This window comes from Streptomyces sp. NPDC004667, assembly GCF_040609475.1.
In the GTDB taxonomy this organism is placed as follows: Bacteria; Actinomycetota; Actinomycetes; order Streptomycetales; family Streptomycetaceae; genus Streptomyces.
In genome coordinates, this window is sequence record NZ_JBEXKC010000029.1 from 51,381 (window position 1) to 67,746 (window position 16,366).

At 73.7% G+C, this 16,366-nt stretch carries 16 protein-coding genes; 13 read left to right on the plus strand and 3 right to left on the minus strand.

The window, feature by feature from the left end:
• Positions 1–527 precede the first annotated feature (527 nt).
• Positions 528–902, plus strand: a complete 375-nt coding sequence (locus ABZW32_RS18455) for a YbjQ family protein (RefSeq protein WP_356217139.1) — start codon at positions 528–530, stop codon at positions 900–902.
• An 82-nt stretch (positions 903–984) separates the two neighbouring features.
• Positions 985–1,617 carry a methyltransferase domain-containing protein gene (locus tag ABZW32_RS18460; protein ID WP_356217140.1) on the plus strand — a complete coding sequence of 211 codons (633 nt, stop codon included), beginning with the start codon at positions 985–987 and terminating at the stop codon, positions 1,615–1,617.
• A gap of 43 nt (positions 1,618–1,660) precedes the next feature.
• Here the strand turns inward: ABZW32_RS18460 and ABZW32_RS18465 are convergent, their stop codons facing one another.
• On the minus strand, positions 1,661–2,599 hold the full coding sequence (locus ABZW32_RS18465; protein WP_356217142.1) for an EamA family transporter: 939 nt from the start codon (positions 2,597–2,599) through the stop codon (positions 1,661–1,663).
• A 29-nt stretch (positions 2,600–2,628) separates the two neighbouring features.
• On the opposite strand from ABZW32_RS18465, the gene ABZW32_RS18470 reads away from it, so the two are divergent.
• From ABZW32_RS18470 to ABZW32_RS18490, 5 genes are all read left to right on the plus strand, one after another.
• Complete coding sequence (locus ABZW32_RS18470; RefSeq protein WP_356217144.1) at positions 2,629–4,116, plus strand: PLP-dependent aminotransferase family protein; 1,488 nt, start codon at positions 2,629–2,631, stop codon at positions 4,114–4,116.
• Between the two features lie 154 nt (positions 4,117–4,270).
• Entirely contained in the window at positions 4,271–4,753 is a 483-nt protein-coding gene (locus ABZW32_RS18475; protein WP_356217146.1) for an LAETG motif-containing sortase-dependent surface protein, read from the plus strand.
• An 8-nt stretch (positions 4,754–4,761) separates the two neighbouring features.
• Positions 4,762–5,454, plus strand: coding sequence for a SigE family RNA polymerase sigma factor (locus ABZW32_RS18480; RefSeq protein ID WP_356217147.1), 693 nt, complete (start codon positions 4,762–4,764; stop codon positions 5,452–5,454).
• A complete protein-coding gene (locus ABZW32_RS18485) occupies positions 5,451–6,005 on the plus strand; it encodes a hypothetical protein (protein WP_356217149.1) in 555 nt (184 codons plus the stop codon). Before ABZW32_RS18480 ends, ABZW32_RS18485 begins: the two co-directional genes overlap by 4 nt.
• Before the next feature lie 156 nt (positions 6,006–6,161).
• A complete protein-coding gene (locus ABZW32_RS18490) occupies positions 6,162–6,665 on the plus strand; it encodes an N-acetyltransferase (RefSeq protein WP_356217151.1) in 504 nt (167 codons plus the stop codon).
• Between the two features lie 124 nt (positions 6,666–6,789).
• Here ABZW32_RS18490 and ABZW32_RS18495 read toward each other — a convergent pair whose 3' ends face one another.
• Positions 6,790–7,257 (minus strand): MarR family transcriptional regulator, encoded by a 468-nt coding sequence (locus ABZW32_RS18495; protein ID WP_356217152.1) that lies wholly within the window; start codon positions 7,255–7,257, stop codon positions 6,790–6,792.
• 174 nt (positions 7,258–7,431) lie between these two features.
• Here ABZW32_RS18495 and ABZW32_RS18500 point away from each other — a divergent pair, with 174 nt between their 5' ends.
• From ABZW32_RS18500 to ABZW32_RS18525, 6 genes are all read left to right on the plus strand, one after another.
• Positions 7,432–8,658, plus strand: a complete 1,227-nt coding sequence (locus tag ABZW32_RS18500; protein ID WP_356217154.1) for an MFS transporter — start codon at positions 7,432–7,434, stop codon at positions 8,656–8,658.
• Between the two features lie 22 nt (positions 8,659–8,680).
• Complete coding sequence (locus tag ABZW32_RS18505) at positions 8,681–9,118, plus strand: heme-binding protein (protein ID WP_356217156.1); 438 nt, start codon at positions 8,681–8,683, stop codon at positions 9,116–9,118.
• Positions 9,119–9,201: 83 nt separating this feature from the next.
• A complete protein-coding gene (locus tag ABZW32_RS18510) occupies positions 9,202–10,836 on the plus strand; it encodes a glycoside hydrolase family 20 protein (protein ID WP_356217158.1) in 1,635 nt (544 codons plus the stop codon).
• A gap of 548 nt (positions 10,837–11,384) precedes the next feature.
• Positions 11,385–12,797 carry a family 2B encapsulin nanocompartment shell protein gene (locus ABZW32_RS18515; protein WP_356217160.1) on the plus strand — a complete coding sequence of 471 codons (1,413 nt, stop codon included), beginning with the start codon at positions 11,385–11,387 and terminating at the stop codon, positions 12,795–12,797.
• 374 nt (positions 12,798–13,171) lie between these two features.
• Positions 13,172–14,494, plus strand: a complete 1,323-nt coding sequence (locus ABZW32_RS18520) for a family 2 encapsulin nanocompartment cargo protein terpene cyclase (RefSeq protein WP_356217161.1) — start codon at positions 13,172–13,174, stop codon at positions 14,492–14,494.
• 17 nt (positions 14,495–14,511) lie between these two features.
• Entirely contained in the window at positions 14,512–15,399 is an 888-nt protein-coding gene (locus tag ABZW32_RS18525) for a geranyl diphosphate 2-C-methyltransferase (protein ID WP_356217163.1), read from the plus strand.
• A gap of 54 nt (positions 15,400–15,453) precedes the next feature.
• On the opposite strand, the gene ABZW32_RS18530 is transcribed toward ABZW32_RS18525, so the two are convergent.
• Positions 15,454–16,275 carry an endonuclease gene (locus tag ABZW32_RS18530; protein ID WP_356217164.1) on the minus strand — a complete coding sequence of 274 codons (822 nt, stop codon included), beginning with the start codon at positions 16,273–16,275 and terminating at the stop codon, positions 15,454–15,456.
• Between the last annotated feature and the right edge of the window lie 91 nt (positions 16,276–16,366).

Consider the following 16,366-nt stretch of genomic DNA (forward strand, 5'->3'; position numbering starts at 1 on the left):
GCAATCGGCTGACAGGGCGCAACTCGTCATATGCCGCTGCGTTATGTCGAGGTGTCACCGGGAGCCACCGGTGGCGGCACCTCCATCTCCGTCATGGAAAGGAACAGCTGTGACAGACGCCCTCCTGTGGATCGGGCTGATCTGCGCCGCGCTGGGTACGGCCATCACCGCTTGGACGTCATCAGGGGTGGGCCGTATGCACTACACGGACAGCCGGGAGCTACGCCGCGCGCAATGTTTCAAGGACGTCCTGTCCCGGCACGTGGACGAACTGCACCCCGGGTACGGCAGCGTGGCGGAAGCCCCGCCGGCGATCACGTACGGGATCTGCCGGGGCCCTTGTGATGTGACGGCGCCGGGGGGCGGGCCGTGCCGGCCTCCTTCGGTCCCGCAGCAGCCGCAGGGACGGGACGTCGCGGGTTCGCTGTGATCAGGCCGACGGCACGGGCCGCGTCGAACACGTCGACGGAGCGCCCCGCGGCGCGTCCCGCGTGCGGGCGGCCGGGGCCGGGGCCAGAGTGGGGCGCATGGGTATCGAAGACTACGGCGGCGGGCCCGGCGCCCAGCAGACCGGTGTACTGGTCGTGACCACCAACGACGTTCCCGGCTACCGGGTGGAGCAGGTCATCGGGGAGGTGTTCGGGCTGACCGTCCGCTCCCGGCACCTCGGCAGCCAGATCGGCGCGGGCCTGAAGTCCATGATCGGCGGTGAGCTGAAGGGCCTCACCAAGACCCTCGTGCAGACCCGCAACCAGGCCATGGAACGCCTCATCGAGCAGGCCAAGGCGCGGGGCGCGAACGCGGTGCTGATGATGCGCTTCGACGTGACGGACGCCGCCGACGTCGGGACCGAGGTGTGCGCCTACGGCACGGCCGTGGTCCTGGTGCCCGCCTCGGGCTGAGCCGCTCGCCGAACCTGCCTCCGGCCACCGGGCCCCCTGGGTACGGTGGCACCCCGGGCCGGGGAACGGACGAGGAGGGGTCATGGACCGACGCGAGTCAGCGGCAGAGGTGTTCGACGCGCTGGGGGAGCGCTACGAGGAACTGTTCGGCGAGGTGCCCGGACAGATCGAGGCCCTCGACTGGCTCGCGGCCCGCCTGCCCCGCGGGGCGCGGGTGCTGGACGTGGGCAGCGGCACCGGCCGCCCCACCGCCGACCGGCTCGTCCGGGCCGGCTGCGAGGTCACCGGGATCGACGTCTCTGCGGCCATGGTCGAGACGGCCCGTGCCCGGGTACCCGGAGCCCGCTTCGAGCAGGCCGACGTGCGCACGTACGCCCCGCCCGGCCCGCACGGGTACGACGCGGTGTGCTCCTTCTTCCCGCTGCTGGTCATGGACCAGCCGGAGGTGGCCGAGGCCCTGGAGCGGATGGCGTCCTGGGTCGCCCCCGGCGGCTACCTCGTGCTGGCCACGGTGCCCGGCGACATCCGCGGCCTCGACATCGAGTGGATGGGCCACCGGGTGACCGTCAGCAGTCTCTCCACGCAACAGCACCTGGACCGGCTCGCCGGCGCGGGCCTGGAGGTACTGCGCCACCACACCGCGTCCTTCCTGCCCGCCGATCCCCTCGCCGGTCCCGAGGAACACCTCTTCTGCTACGCCCACAGGCCCGCCTGATCTCCCGTCCGGCGGCCGGGCGGGCCCGTGAGGGGCGGGCGGATCAGCCCCGGGCGTCCCCGCCGCGCAGCCCGAGCGCCAGCCCGGCGATCACCACCACCAGGCCCAGCCACACCGCCGGGCCGGGTGTCCCGCCGCCGAGCACCCCCGCGCCCGCCGCCGCGAGCGGCGCGACCCCCGCCAGCAGCCCGGCCCGGCCGGAGCCCACGGCCGCCACCGTCCGGTACCAGAGCACGAAGGCCACCGCCGTCACCAGCACCGCCAGGTACCCGACCGCCGCCCACTGCCCGGCCGTGAGCGACCCCAGCCCGGCCGCGACGGCCGCCGGTCCGGAGGCGGGCTGCCCCGTGAACACCGCGAGTCCCGCCAGCATCACCGCCCCCAGCCACACCGCGTGCACGGACACCCCCCACGCGCCGTGACGCCCCAGCACCGGCACCGCCAGCAGGGTGAAGCCCGCCTCGCAGGCCAGTGCCAGCGCGGCCCACCCCACCCCGGCGGCATCGGTGCGCCCGGTCCCCTCGACCAGGACCGCCCCCGCCACCACGACCGGCGCCGCCAGCAGCACCCGGCGGCTGGGCCGACGTCCCTCCAGCAACGGGCCGACGAGCCCGAGCAGGATCGGTACGCAGGCCACGGCGACGGCGATCACCGCGGGCTCGGCGTGGGCGACACCCCGCACGACGGCCACGTTGAACAGCACCAGGCCCGTCGCCGCGATCCCGGCCAGCCACAGCCACTCCCGCCCCCGGGGTCGTACCAGCGGCACCCGCGCGACCCGCGCGAGGGCCACCAGGATCAGGGCGGCGGCCGCGTACCGGACCGCCTGCGAGGCGAACAGCGGGGCCCCGACCAGGGACCGGGAGACGGTGACGCTGCTGCCGACCAGGGCCATGCCGATGACGCCGGGAACCAGGTCGCGCGGGGAGACGGAGGGCACCGTCGCCACGGACGGTGCGGTGGAGGTCGCGGTGGTGTTCATACGGTCCAGCCTGAGGGCACAATGGTCCGGTGAGCAGGTCCAAAGAAGGCGCCTTCGAGGGGTCCAAAAGCGGCTCCGACTTCCTCCAGCTCGACATCGGGCAGGCCCCGCCAGGCGGCCGCACCGCCTGGCTCGCCGACCGCCTGCGCGCCGCCATCGCCGACGGCACCCTGCCCGTCGGCAGCCGGCTGCCCGCCGGCCGGGTCCTCGCCGCCGAACTCCGGGTCTCCCGCGGCCTGGTGACCGAGGCCTACCAGCGCCTCGCCGAGACCGGCCAGGTGGCCGGCCGCGGCCGGGGCGGCACCGTGGTCGTCGCCGCACCGCCCCAGGAGGCCGCGGCCCCACCCGCCACGCTCCCGGACGCCGTTTCCCGCGGCGGGCTCGTGGACGCGCTGCGCGCCGTGCCCTGCCGGATCGACCTCTCGCCCGGCGTGCCCGATCTCGCCGCCTTCCCGCGCACCGCATGGCTCCAGGCCGAGCGCCGGGTCCTCGCCGCCCTCACCCCCGCCGACTTCGGCTACGGAGACCCCCAGGGCGCCCCCGCCCTGCGCGCGGCGGTCGCCGGCTGGCTCGCCCGCAACCGGGGGATCCGCGCGGACCCCGCCGAGGTCGTCGTGGTCGCGGGGGTCGCCCAGGCCCTCTGGCTGCTCGCACAGGTACTGCCCGCGCGCGGCGTGCGCCGGGTCGCGGTGGAGGACCCCGGCTCGCTCGGAGCGCGCCGGCAGCTGGAGTTCGCCGGGCTGGACACCGTAGGCGTACCCGTGGACGAGGGCGGGCTGGACGTGGCCGCGCTACGGGCCGCCGGGGCGCGGGCCGTGCTGCTGACCCCGGCGCACCAGTTCCCGACCGGCGTCGTCCTCGACGGCGAGCGCCGCCGCGAGCTGCTGGACTGGGCCGCCGCCGGGGGAGTGGTCATCGAGGACGACTACGACGCCGAACACCGCTACGACCGCGCCCCCGTACCCGCCCTGCGGGCGCTGCTCCCCGAGGCCGTCTGCTACGCCGGAAGCGTGTCCAAACTGCTCGCCCCCGCCCTCCGGCTCGGCTGGCTGCTCGTCCCGCCGGGCCTGCGGGAGGAGGTCGTCGCCGCCAAGCGTTACGCCGACCTCGGCAACCCCGTCCTCGCCCAGCTCGTCCTCGCCCGCCTGATGGACTCCGGCGAACTCGAACGCCACCTGCGCCACCTGCGCCGCCGCCACCGAAGCCGCCGCGACGCGATGCTGCGCGCCGTCGCCGGCCTGCTGCCCGGCGCCCGCGTCCACGGGGCGGCCGCCGGCCTGCACCTGATGGTCACCTTCGACGGCGCCTCCTTCGACGACACCGCCCTGGCCTCGGCCGCCCTCGTCCTCGGCGTCAAGGCCCACCCGCTGTCCTGGCACCGGCTGCGCCCGGGCCCGCCCGGCCTGGTCCTGGGCTACGCGGCCGGACCGGCGGGCGAGATCGAGGAGGGCATCGCCCTGCTGGGCCGGGCCCTGCGCGGACTGACGGACAACGGCCGCCGGAATCCGCGGGGTTGACCCCATCCGCACCCGGTGCGCGGCATGGACAGCGGTGCCGCGCGACGGCGGGGAAAAGTTTTTCGGGAACGGCGGCAACCGATCCGGGACTCGCACGTCGTGGAGGGGTGAAGGGCGAAGTTCCGAGCCCTCGACCCGACCGTGGAGAACCAGAGTGAAGAACCTGAAGCGCGTTCCCCTGTCCGCCCGCCGCGCCGCCGTCGTCGCGGCCGCCGCGGCGGTCGTCGCCCTCGGCGGCCCGGCCTTCGCCTCCGAGGGGTCCTCTTCCGGGGCGGCGGCACCCACCGTCACCACGAGCGCGGCGCCGAGCCCCGTCCCGAGCGCGCCGGGCGGCAAGCCGTCCGCCGTTCCGAGCCAGCCCGCGGGCGGTCAGCCGTCCGCCGTTCCGAGCCAGCCCGGCAACGGTCAGCCCAGCGTCTCCCCGAGCCACTCGGCCGGCGCGAAGCCGACCCCCGTGCCGTCGTCGCCCGCGGGTGGTGGCTCGGGCTCCGCCGAGCCCTCCGCCGCACCCGGCGGATCCGAGCTCGCTCATACTGGCTCTTCCGGGACCACCGTCGCACTCGCCGCCGGAGCCGCCGGGCTCGTCGCCGTCGGGGCCGGAGCCCTGTACACCGTGCGGCGGCGCACCAGCAGCTGAGGACACCCGTGCTCGACCTCGCACCATCCATCAGCCCCCTCACGCCCGGGTTCGCCCGGGCGTGGCGGGGCTTGTGGTGGTGGCTCTCACGCCGCGAGCGGTCCGCGCCGCCGGCGGCCGGGCCCGACGCCCGCCCGAACGCGTCCCGGTACGCGTACACCTACGGCCACGCCCACCCCCTCGGCCCGCACACCGACGGGGACGCACCCCCGCGCCCACCGACCGTCTCCGAGCTCTACCACGCGCACCGCCTCGCCATGGTGCGCCTGGCGGTGCTCCTCGTCGACGACCCGGGCACCGCCGAGGACGTCGTGCAGGACGCCTTCACCGCCCTGTACCGCCGCTACGGGGAGGAGATCGCGGAGGTGGACAACGCCCTGGGCTACCTGCGCACCGCCGTCGTGAACACCTCGCGCTCGGTGCTGCGCCGCCGCCGCACCGCCAGGGCCTGGATCCCGCCGGTGACCGCCGACGTCCCCTCGGCCGAGGCCTCCGTCGTCCTGGGGGAGGCCCACCGCGAGGTGCTCACCGCGTTGCGCGGGCTGACGCCGCGCCGCCGCGAGGTCCTGGTGCTGCGCTACTGGGCCGACCTCAGCGAGGCGGAGATAGCCGACACCCTCGGCATCAGCCGCGGTGCGGTGAAGTCCAACGCGAGCCGCGCGCTGGACGCACTCGAACGGATTCTGGAGGGACGGGTATGACCTGCGTTACGGGTACCACGCCCGAGGGCGAACGCCCCGTGGAGCGGCTCCTGCGCGAGGCCCTGACGGCCCGCGCGCAGGAGATCACGGTCGTCACGCTGCGCCCCGCCGACCCGCCGGGACCCCACCTGCGCCGGCTGTCCCTGCGCACCCCCTGGGTGCGGCGCTCGGCATGGACCCTGGCGGGCCTGTCCGGCCTGGCGGCGGCGGCCCTCGCCGGGTTCCTGCTGCTCGGGCCCGACCCGGCCGCGCCCCGGCCGGTGCCGCCCGCCTCGCCGCCCGAGTTCACCTCGCCGACGCCCTCTGGTTCCCCGCGGCCGAGCGCGCCCCCCTCGGCCTCCGTTTCGCCGCCGCCGACGACACCCACGCCGTCGCGGCCCCCGTCCGCCGGTCCCGCGGCCGGCGCGACCCCGTCGCGAGCGCCCCGCACGGCCCCGCCGACCGCACCCGCGGGCGGGGAGCCGGGCACGGGCTCCGGCACGGTCTCCGCCTACCCGTCCGCTCCCCGCACCGTGGGCAGCACGCCGTCCCCGACCCCGCCGGGCAACTAGCCGGAGGCCGTTCCCGTACCGATCATGGAGTCTGCCGATCGAACGGGCGTCTCGATCGGGTGATCGCGGGCGCTGCCCGGCACGAGAGCAGGGCCTGGCGGTATAGGGGGCAAATCCGGGGGAGCGGACGGCCGCGTGCTGTTACGGTCGGGCGCTATGAGCTGGCTCCCCGAGAACTTCGTCCATCCCGTCCTGGTACCGCTGCCGGGCGGTGATCATCACCTGCGGCCGATCCGGGAGGCGGACGCCCCGCTCGACTATCCGGCTGTGATGGGTTCGCGCGAGCGGCTGTGGGCCATGTTCGGCCCGGCCTGGGGCTGGCCCGCGGCCACCCTGACCTACGAGGCCGACCGGACCGACCTGGCGCGGCACGAGAAGGAGATCGCCGCACACCAGTCCTTCAACTACGCGCTGCTCGACGCGGCGGAGACGGCTCTGCTCGGCTGCGTCTACATCGACCCGCCGGAGAAGGCCGGCGCGGACGGCGAGATCTCCTGGTGGGTGGTGGACGAGCTGGTGGACAGCAAGGTCGAGCAGGCCTTCGACGAGCTGGTGCCGCAGTGGATCGCCGCCGACTGGCCGTTCGAGCAGCCGCGCTTTCTCGGCCGAGGGATCTCCTGGTCGGACTGGCTCGCCCTGCCGGATCACCCCGACGCGTAGGTTCCGGGCATGAGAACAGGGCCTCTTGGCAGCTCGGTAGGCGTCTGCGCCGACGAGTTCTCCCAGAGGCCCTGTTGTCGCAGTGCTACGCCCTCGTCCAGGCTGGGTCCAGTCCACCCGTCCGTCACGGAGACGGGGTCTGGGCCCGGGTGTTCTCGACCGCCGCTACCAGGGGGGCCAGTTCCGGCCTGAGTGCCGCCTCGTCGAGGGCTTCGCGCAGGGCCGTGTCGTTCGTGGGGCGGGCCTCGGCCAGGAGGGCCAGGCCCGCCTCGCTCACATCGGTGTAGATGCCCCGGCGGTCGGTGTCGCAGATGTAGCGGTTCAGCAGTCCGCGGTCCTCCAGCCTGCTGACCAGCCGGGTCGTCGCGCTCTGGCTGAGCACCACCGACTCCGCCACCTGGTGCATCCGCAGGTGGCCCCCCGGACCGCTGTGCTGCCGGCTGAGCACGTCCAGCAGCGAGTACTCGCGCACGCTCAGTCCGTGCCCGCTCTGAAGCGCCCGCTCGATGTGCGCCTCGATCCGGCCGTGCAGGAGGGAGAGGGCGCACCAGCCCTGGGCGAGGCCCGTGAGTGCGCTGTCCGTGGCCGTCATGGGCTCCTCCGTCTGGTGTGCCGTGCGTACCGCCAGGATAGGCCACCCCCGCAATAGCCCGCGTTTGCAAATATCCCGCGTCTGCAATTAATGTGGACGAAGGCAAGCGGCGAACGCAACATCATGTGGTCCGTGCGCCCCCCGTACCCCCCACCCCCTGAAGGGCACCTCCTCATGCCTCTCGCCCTCCTCGCCCTCGCCATCGGGGCCTTCGGGATCGGCACCACCGAGTTCGTGATCATGGGCCTGCTCCCCGAGGTCGCCGCCGGCTACGGCGTCTCCATCCCGACCGCCGGCTTCCTGGTCACCGGCTACGCCCTCGGCGTCGTCCTCGGTGCCCCACTGATGACCGTCCTCGGCACCCGCGTACCCCGCAAGCGCATGCTGATGCTGCTCATGGGCCTCTTCGTCGCGGGCAACGTGCTCTCGGCACTCGCCCCCGCCTTCGGCGTCATGCTCGCCGGGCGCGTGGTCGCCTCCCTCGCCCACGGTGCCTTCTTCGGCATCGGCGCGGTCGTCGCCGCCGGACTCGTCGCCCCCGACCGGAAGGCCGGCGCGATCGCGATGATGTTCACCGGCCTGACCGTGGCGAACGTCGTCGGCGTCCCGCTCGGCACCCTCGTCGGGCAGACCCTCGGCTGGCGCGTCACCTTCCTGGTCGTCGCCGCGCTCGGGGTGATCGGCCTGCTCGGCATCGCCCGGCTGGTCCCCGACCTCCCCCGCCCCGAAGGGGTCCGCATCCGCCACGAGCTGGCCGCCTTCCGCAACGTCCAGGTGCTGCTCGCGATGGGCATGACCGTCCTCGGCTTCGGCGGGGTGTTCGCCGCCATCACCTACATCACCCCGATGATGACCAACGTCGCCGGCTTCGCCGACACCTCCGTCACCTGGCTGCTCGTCCTCCTCGGCCTGGGCATGGTCGCGGGCAACCTGGTCGGAGGCCGGTTCGCCGACCGCGCCCTGATGCCGATGCTGTACACGTCCCTGGGCGCGCTGGCCGTCGTACTGGCCCTGTTCACCCTCACCGCCCACACCAGGACCGGCGCCGCCGTCACCCTCTTCCTCATCGGCGCCCTCGGCTTCGCGACCGTGCCCCCGCTGCAGAAGCGGGTCCTCGACCAGGCCGCCGGAGCCCCCACCCTGGCCTCCGCCGTCAACATCGGCGCCTTCAACCTCGGCAACGCCCTCGCCGCCTGGCTCGGCGGCCTCGTGATCGCCGCCGGCCTCGGCTGGACCGCCCCGAACTGGGTCGGCGCGGCACTCGCCGCCTCCGCCCTCGTCCTCGCCCTCGTCTCCGGAGCGCTGGAGCGCCGTACGGGACGAGCGGCGACCGCGAGCCGGACCGCCGCCGCCGGGGCCCCCGCCCCCACAACCTCCGCCGCCACCCCCGCCCACCACTGATCGCCCTCCCAGGAGCACCGCCATGTCCCGTACCGCCACCGCCCCCCGCACCGCGGTCGCCCCGCTGACCACCGCGGACGCCGAACTGCTCGTCGCCACGGCCACGGCCGCCGCCGAGGCCGCCGGGGTCACGGTCAGCGTCACCGTCCTGGACGCGGGCGGCCACCCGCTGGCCTTCCGCCGCGACGACCGGGCCGTCCTGATCTCCGGCGAGACCAGCACCCGCAAGGCGTTCACCGCCCTCCAGCTGAACGCCCCCACGGCCGACCTCGTCGAAGCCGTCCAGCCCGGCGGCCCCTTCCACACCCTGCCCACCGCCCTCGACCGGCCGCTGCTCTTCATCGCCGGCGGGCTGCCCGTCCACCGCGACGGCCGCCTCGTCGGGGCCATCGGTGTCGGCGGCGGGGCCCCCGCACAGGACCACGGCTTCGCCGCCGAGGCCATCGACGCCCTGGGCTGAGCCCCCGGCCCGGCCCCGGGTCGCGCCCCCGTGTCCCCCGTGCCAGGTTGGTACGGGGGACACGGCGGCAGGACGGGTGTGACATGCGGCAGCGGACGAGGCGGCTCCGGCGGGGCCGGACCCTGGCGACGGCGGCGGCCGCCGCGCTGGTCACCCTCGCGGTGCCCGCCTGTTCCGCCGGAGCCCAGCCGTCCGGGACCGGCCCCCGGAGCGCCGGCACCACCGGAGCCGCGCCTTCCCCGACGGCGAGTCCCGCCGAACCGCCCTCGCCCCCGCCGTCCGCCTACCCGCTCTCCACGGCCCCGCGCACCGTCCCGGCCGTACGGGAACACCGTGCCGCCCGTGGTCCCGGCTGGAAGCCCGCCCCGGCGGCGCGGGTCGTCGTGGCCCCCGCGGACCGAGCGGCCCTGTCCGACGAGGCGAAACTGCTCGCGGGCGAGCTGAAGCTCGGCTACGCGGAGTCGACCGAGCCGGGCCCCGGCGACGTGCAGCTCGCCCTCGCCCCCAAGGGCTCCGGCCCGCCCGAGTCGTACACCCTCACCGTCCAGGGCGGCCGGGTCCGGATCACCGGCCCGGACGAGGCGGGCGTCTTCTACGGGACCCGCACCCTCAAACAGGAGATACGCGGAGCCGGCTCGGCCCCCGAGGGCACGGTCGAGGACGCCCCCGCCAAACCCCAGCGCGGCCTCAACCTCGACATCGCGCGCAAGAACTTCACCCCCGCCTGGATAGAGAACCGGCTGCGCGAGATGGCCGACCTCAAGCTCAACCAGCTGGGTCTGCACTTCTCCGACGACCAGGCCTTCCGCATCCAGTCCGACACCCACCCGGAGATCGTCTCCACCCCGCACCTCACCAAGGCCGACGTACGCGGGATCAACGCCCTCGCCGCACGCCTGCACATCGCGGTCGTCCCCGAGATCGACTCGCCCGGACACCTCGGCGCGGTGCTGCGCGCACACCCCGAACTCCAGCTGCACGACGTGAACGGCCGGGCCGTCAAGGGCGCGGTGGACATAGCGAACCCGGCCTCCGCCCGCCTCGTGGACGAACTGCTGCGCGAGTACCTGCCGTTGTTTCCCGCCGGGGCCTGGCACCTGGGCGCCGACGAGTACCAGGCACTGGTCGTCCGCGACCCGCAGGCCTCCTTCCCGAAGCTCGCGGCCGCCGCCCGCGCCCGCTACGGGCCCTCCGCGCGGGTCCAGGACCTGGCGACGGGCTGGCTCAACGACCGGGCGGCCGTGGTCCGCCCGTCGGGCAAGACCCTCAAGGCCTGGAACGACGGGTTCTTCCGGGGCGGCGTCGCGACCGCGGCCCCGGACCTCCAGGTCGAGTACTGGACCGGCAAGGAGATCGGCGCCCGGCCTCCGCTGGAGTACCTGAGCGCGGGCCGCAAGGTCGTCAACCTCAACGACGAGTACCTCTACTACGTGCTGGGCCAGCCCAACGAGTTCACGTACCCGACGGGCCGGCGGATCTACGAGGAGTGGACCCCGCGGGTGCTGCGCGGCACCACCGCCGTTCCGGCCCGCTACGACGCGCAGATCCTCGGCGGCCGGCTGGCCGTCTGGGCCGATCTGGCCGGTGCGCAGACCCAGGACCAGGTGGCCGCGGGCATCCGGCTCCCCCTGGCCGCCGTGTCCCAGAAGCTCTGGGACGCCCGCACGCCGCAGGCTTCCTGGGCCGACTTCCGGGCCCTCGCCGACCGCGTCGCCTGATCCGCCGCGGTACGGAGCGGTCGCCCTCCGGCCGTCCGAAGTCCATTGATTCGCACGGGCATTGGCCGGATCCGCGCGGAAGCGCGGGTCGGGCCGTCGGCCGTTGCCGGAGCGGGGGAGGGCGGGGACGGCCCGGCGCCGTGGTCCGGCCCCGGCCCGGGTGATGCCGGGGCGTCCCGTCGTGGCAGCGTGCGGGCCTGCGGGGCCGGAGCCGGAGGTGATGTGGCGTCCGTAGACCTCTGTTGCGCGAGTGGGGGAACGGCTGCGAGGGCGCCCGGCACTCATATCAGGCACACGTTCGAGCGGGCTTGAATGTGGTCGGCCGTCAGGGCAAACGCTCCTGAGACGGAGATCGCCGGATCGAGCTAATGCCATCGGCCTCGCGACGATCACCGGTTCCGCCGCCGTTACTGTTTCCACGGATTCGGGCGGACGCCCCGGATGTCCGTCCCCCTTGCTCCTGTTCCTCTTTCTTCCTCTTTTCACCGGTTGACCACCCCGCCCGTGTGCGATGACGGTCACCGCCCCCGCGAAGGAGAGCTCGCCCGATGACCGTTGACGCCAGCACCGAGGCGCAGCCCGCTCCGCCCCGGCAGTCCAGCCTGGGTACGGCGGCCGCCCGCAACCTTGCCACCACCACCAAGTCCGCCCCGCAGATGCAGGAGATCACCTCCCGCTGGCTGCTGCGGACGCTCCCCTGGGTCGAGACCAAGGGCGGCACCTACCGGGTGAACCGCCGCCTCAGCTACACCGTGGGCGACGGGCGCATCGAGTTCGTCCAGGACGGCGCCACCGTCCGGGTGATCCCGCGGGAACTCGGCGAACTCGCCCTGCTGCGGGGCTTCGACGACGTCGAGGTGCTGAACGCGCTCGCCGCCCGCTGCGTCCAGCGCGACTTCGGGCCCGGCGAGGTCCTGGTCCAGCGCGGTACCCCGGCCGACCGGATCCATCTGGTCGCCCACGGCAGGATCGCCCAGACCTCGGTCGGCAAGTACGGCGACGAGGTCGCCATCGCCGTCCTCGCCGACGGCGACCGGTTCGGCGAGAACGCCCTGCTGGACGCCGATGCCGCATGGGACTACAGCGCCACCGCCGAGACCGCGGGCACCCTGCTCAGCCTCTCCCGCGCCGACTTCGCCTCCGTCCTGTCCAACGCGCCGCAACTCCAGGCCCACGTACAGCAGTTCAGCAGCCTGCCGCGGCAGCGGCAGAACAAGCACGGCGAGGCCGAGATCGCCATGTCCGCCGGCCACACCGGCGAGCCCGAGCTGCCCGGCACCTTCGTCGACTACGAGCTCAACCCGCGCGAGTACGAACTCTCCATCGCGCAAACGGTCCTGCGGGTCCACACCCGCGTCGTCGACCTCTACAACGGCCCGCACAACCAGACCGAGGAACAGCTCAGGCTCACCATCGAGGCGCTCCGCGAGCGCCAGGAGCACGAGCTGATCAACAACCGGGAATTCGGGCTGCTGCACAACGCCTCCTTCAAGCAGCGGATCCAGACCCACTCCGGCCCGCCCACCCCGGACGACCTCGACGAACTGCTCTGCCGCCGGCGCGGCACCAAGTTCTTCTTCGCCCACCCGCGGACCATCGCGGCCATCGGGCGCGAACTCAACGCCCGCGGGCTCTACCCGGACCACGTCGACCTCGGCGGTCAGCAGGTACCGGCCTGGCGCGGCGTCCCGATCCTGCCGTGCAACAAGATCCCGATCAGCAAGGACAACACCAGCTCGATCCTCGCCATGCGCACCGGCGAGGACAACCAGGGCGTCGTCGGTCTGCGCCAGACCGGTCTGCCGGAGGAGTACGAACCGGGCCTGTCGGTGCGGTTCATGGGGATCGACGAGCAGGCGATCATCTCCTACCTGGTCACCACGTACTACTCCGCCGCCATCCTCGTCCCCGACGCGCTCGGCGTGCTGGAGAACGTGCAGATCGCGCGGAGCCGCGACTAGGGCATGACCCCGGCGGGCCGGGGCCGGAACCGGGCCGTCCGGCCCCGGCCCGACCCGCCGGACGCCCCTCGGGGGTGTCCGGCGCGCACGCTCCTCGGAAGCCCGTCCGGTCCGGAGCACCGCGCCGGGTGACCGGGGCCCGCCCCGCCCGCACGGCCGCGGCCCCGGGCCTTCCCGGGCCGTCCCGCGCCGCTGCGGCCTGCCCGCGCGGTGTCCTGCCCTGCGGCGCCGTGCCACGCGGTGTCCTGCCCTGTGGCGCCGTGCCACGCGGTGTCCGCGGGCGTGGAAGCGCCCCGTGTCCCTGCGCAGGCCCGAGATGCCCCCGCGCGTGCCGAGATCCGGAACAGCCCACTCACCTCACCTAGGAGCCATGGATGCCCGACTCCGGGACGTCCCCCCTGCGGTCGGCCCTCCCCGGCACCGCTCTCCGGCCGCCCCTGCCGACCGGCCCGGCACTGCCCTTCGGGCCCGCCGCCGGGACCTCCGTACCGGGGGCGGACGCTGCCGCACCGGCCGTGGAGGGCGCGGGCGGCGACCTCGCCGCCGAGGCGGCGCGGGAGGCCGGGACGGCCACGCTCCCGGGCCCCAACCCCGCCCTGGACCGCATCGTCCGCGGCCCGAGCGGCGTCGGGACGTCAGGGCTGTACCCCGCCCGGCGCGCCCGGCCGACCGTCCCGCCCGTCCTGCCCGTCCCGTCCGCGGCGGCCGCTCCGGCGGAGGGCCGTCCGATCCCCGGCCTCTACCACCACCCCGTGCCGGAGCCCGACCCCGTCCGGGTGGCGGAGGTCAGCCGGCGGATCAAGCGGTGGGCGGTGGACGAGGTCGAGGCCTACCCCCCTGAGTGGGAGGACCAGTTCGACGGCTTCTCCGTGGGCCGCTACATGGTCGCCTGCCACCCGGACGCCCCGACCGTCGACCACCTGATGATCGCCACCCGGCTGATGGTCGCCGAGAACGTCGTCGACGACGTCTACTGCGAGGACCACGGCGGCTCGCCGGTCGGCCTGGGCGGAAGGCTCCTGCTCGCCCACACCGCCCTGGACCCGCTCCACACGACGGCGGAGTACCAGCCGGTGTGGGCCGAGTCGCTGCTCTCGGACGCCGCCCGGCGTTCCTACCGTTCGGCCATGGCGTACTTCTCCGAGGCCGCCACCCCGTCCCAGACGGACCGCTTCCGGCACGACATGGCCCGGCTCCACATGGGCTACCTCGCCGAGGCGGCGTGGGCGCAGACGGACTACACGCCGGAGGTGTGGGAGTACCTGTCGATGCGGCAGTTCAACAACTTCCGCCCCTGCCCCACCATCACCGACACGGTCGGCGGCTACGAGCTCCCGCCGGACCTGCACGCCCTGCCCGCCCTCCAGCGGGTCATCGCGCTGGCCGGCAACGCCACCACCATCTCCAACGACCTCTACTCCTACACCAAGGAGCTCAAGAGCCCCGGAAAACACCTGAACCTGCCCGTGGTGATCGCCGAGCAGGAAGGTCTCTCCGACAAGGAGGGCTACCTGAAGGCGGTCGAGGTCCACAACGAGCTCATGCACGAGTTCGAGGGCGAGGCCGCCGCGCTGGCCGCCTCCTGGCCCGACCCTCGCATGCTGCGCTTCCTGCGGGGCGTGGCCGTCTGGGTCGACGGCAACCACTACTGGCACATGACCAACACCTACCGCTACAGCTTGCCCGACTTCTGGTAAGAGGAATGGATTCATCCGTGACCACTGAGATCACTCCCACTCCCACCCTTGGCGCCTCCGCTTTCATCCCGGCCCCGGCGACGCCCTACCAGGGCGACATCGCCCGGTACTGGAACGAAGAGGCCCGGCCGGTGAACCTGCGTCTCGGCGATGTCGACGGCCTCTACCACCACCACTACGGCGTGGGCCCCGTCGACACGGAGGCCCTCGGGGACCCCGCCGACAGCGCGTACGAGAAGAAGCTGGTCGCCGAGCTGCACCGGCTGGAGTCGGCCCAGACCGACGTACTGCTCGACGGCCTGGGCGCCATCGGGCGCGACGACACGCTGGTCGACGCCGGCTGCGGCCGAGGCGGTTCGATGGTGATGGCCCACCAGCGCTTCGGCTGCACGGTGGAGGGCGTCACCCTGTCGGCCAAGCAGGCCGACTTCGCCAACCAGCGCGCGCGTGAACTCGGCATCGCGGACCACGTCCGCGCCCGTGTCTGCAACATGCTCGACACCCCCCTGGAGAGCGGCTCGGCGTCCGCCTCCTGGAACAACGAGTCCAGCATGTACGTCGACCTGCACGACCTGATGTCCGAGCACTCCCGGATCCTCAAGGTCGGCGGCCGCTACGTGACCATCACCGGCTGCTGGAACCCGAAGTACGGCCAGCCGTCGAAGTGGGTCTCGCAGATCAACGCCCACTTCGAGTGCAACATCCACTCGCGGCGCGAGTACCTGCGTGCCATGGCCGACAACCGGCTGGTTCCGCAGACCGTCATCGACCTCACCCCGGACACGCTGCCCTACTGGCGGCTGCGCGCCACGTCCTCCCTGGTGACGGGCATCGAGGAGGCGTTCATCAAGTCCTACGAGGACGGGTCGTTCCAGTACGTCCTGATCGCCGCCGACCGCGTTTGACGCCCGGTCCGGGCCCGTGATCCGACGGGCCCGGACAGGTTGGACGGCCGGCTGCTACCAGATGGAGTTGACCCACTCCGGGTGGTCGATGAACGGGTTGCGGTTGTGCTGGTAGGTGTCGTAGATGACCTGGTTGCGGCGCTGCTCGAAGGCGTCCGGCGGGTCCTGCTGGTTCCACTGCTTGAGCACGCTGATCCGGCCTATCGCGGGCGCGGTGCCGTTGTTGACCTTGTCGTTGACCTCCAGGTCGGCGAAGCCGTCACCGCCGTCGTAGCGCACCGCCATGTACAGCAGCATCCGCGCGACGTCGCCCTTGACCGCGTCCCGCGGCTCGAAGGAGTCGGAGTCGGTGTAGCTGCCGGGGGCCTCCGCCACCGGGCTGCCGCCCATGTCGAAGTCCTTGTTGCCGCGCGTGCTGTTGACGGTGACGTCCTCGGGGCGCAGGTGGTGCAGGTCGGTGCCCGGGCCGGTCGCGGTGCCGAAGTCGCCGTGGCTCTTGGCCCAGACGTGCTCGCGGTTCCAGTCGTTGACCCCGCCGCCGTTGCTGGACTTGGACTGCGAACGGCCGGAGTAGACGAGGATGACGTTGTTGGGGTTCGCCGGGTCCTGGTCGGTCACCTTCAGCGCGTTCCACACGCCGTCGTAGGTGACCTTGGACTGGTTCTTGATGATGTTGTGCAGGGCCGTCTTCAGCGCGGCGCCGGTCTTGCCCTCGGCGGCGGCGTAGTACGCGTCGACCGTGCCGGCCGGGGCGGCCGGGGCGGGGGCGGTGTGGGGCGCCGCCGTCCGCTGGCCCGCCGAGGCGGTGGCCGGTACGAGCAACAGCGCGGCGGCCGCCGCGGCGGCCGCCCAGGGGGTCGTACGGGAGATTCTCATGACGTGGGGGACACCTCTCCACACGCACCGTCCCCACCGTGGCAGTCGGCGGGGTGTCAGGTGGCAGAGCGAGGGTCACATTGTCATGTGC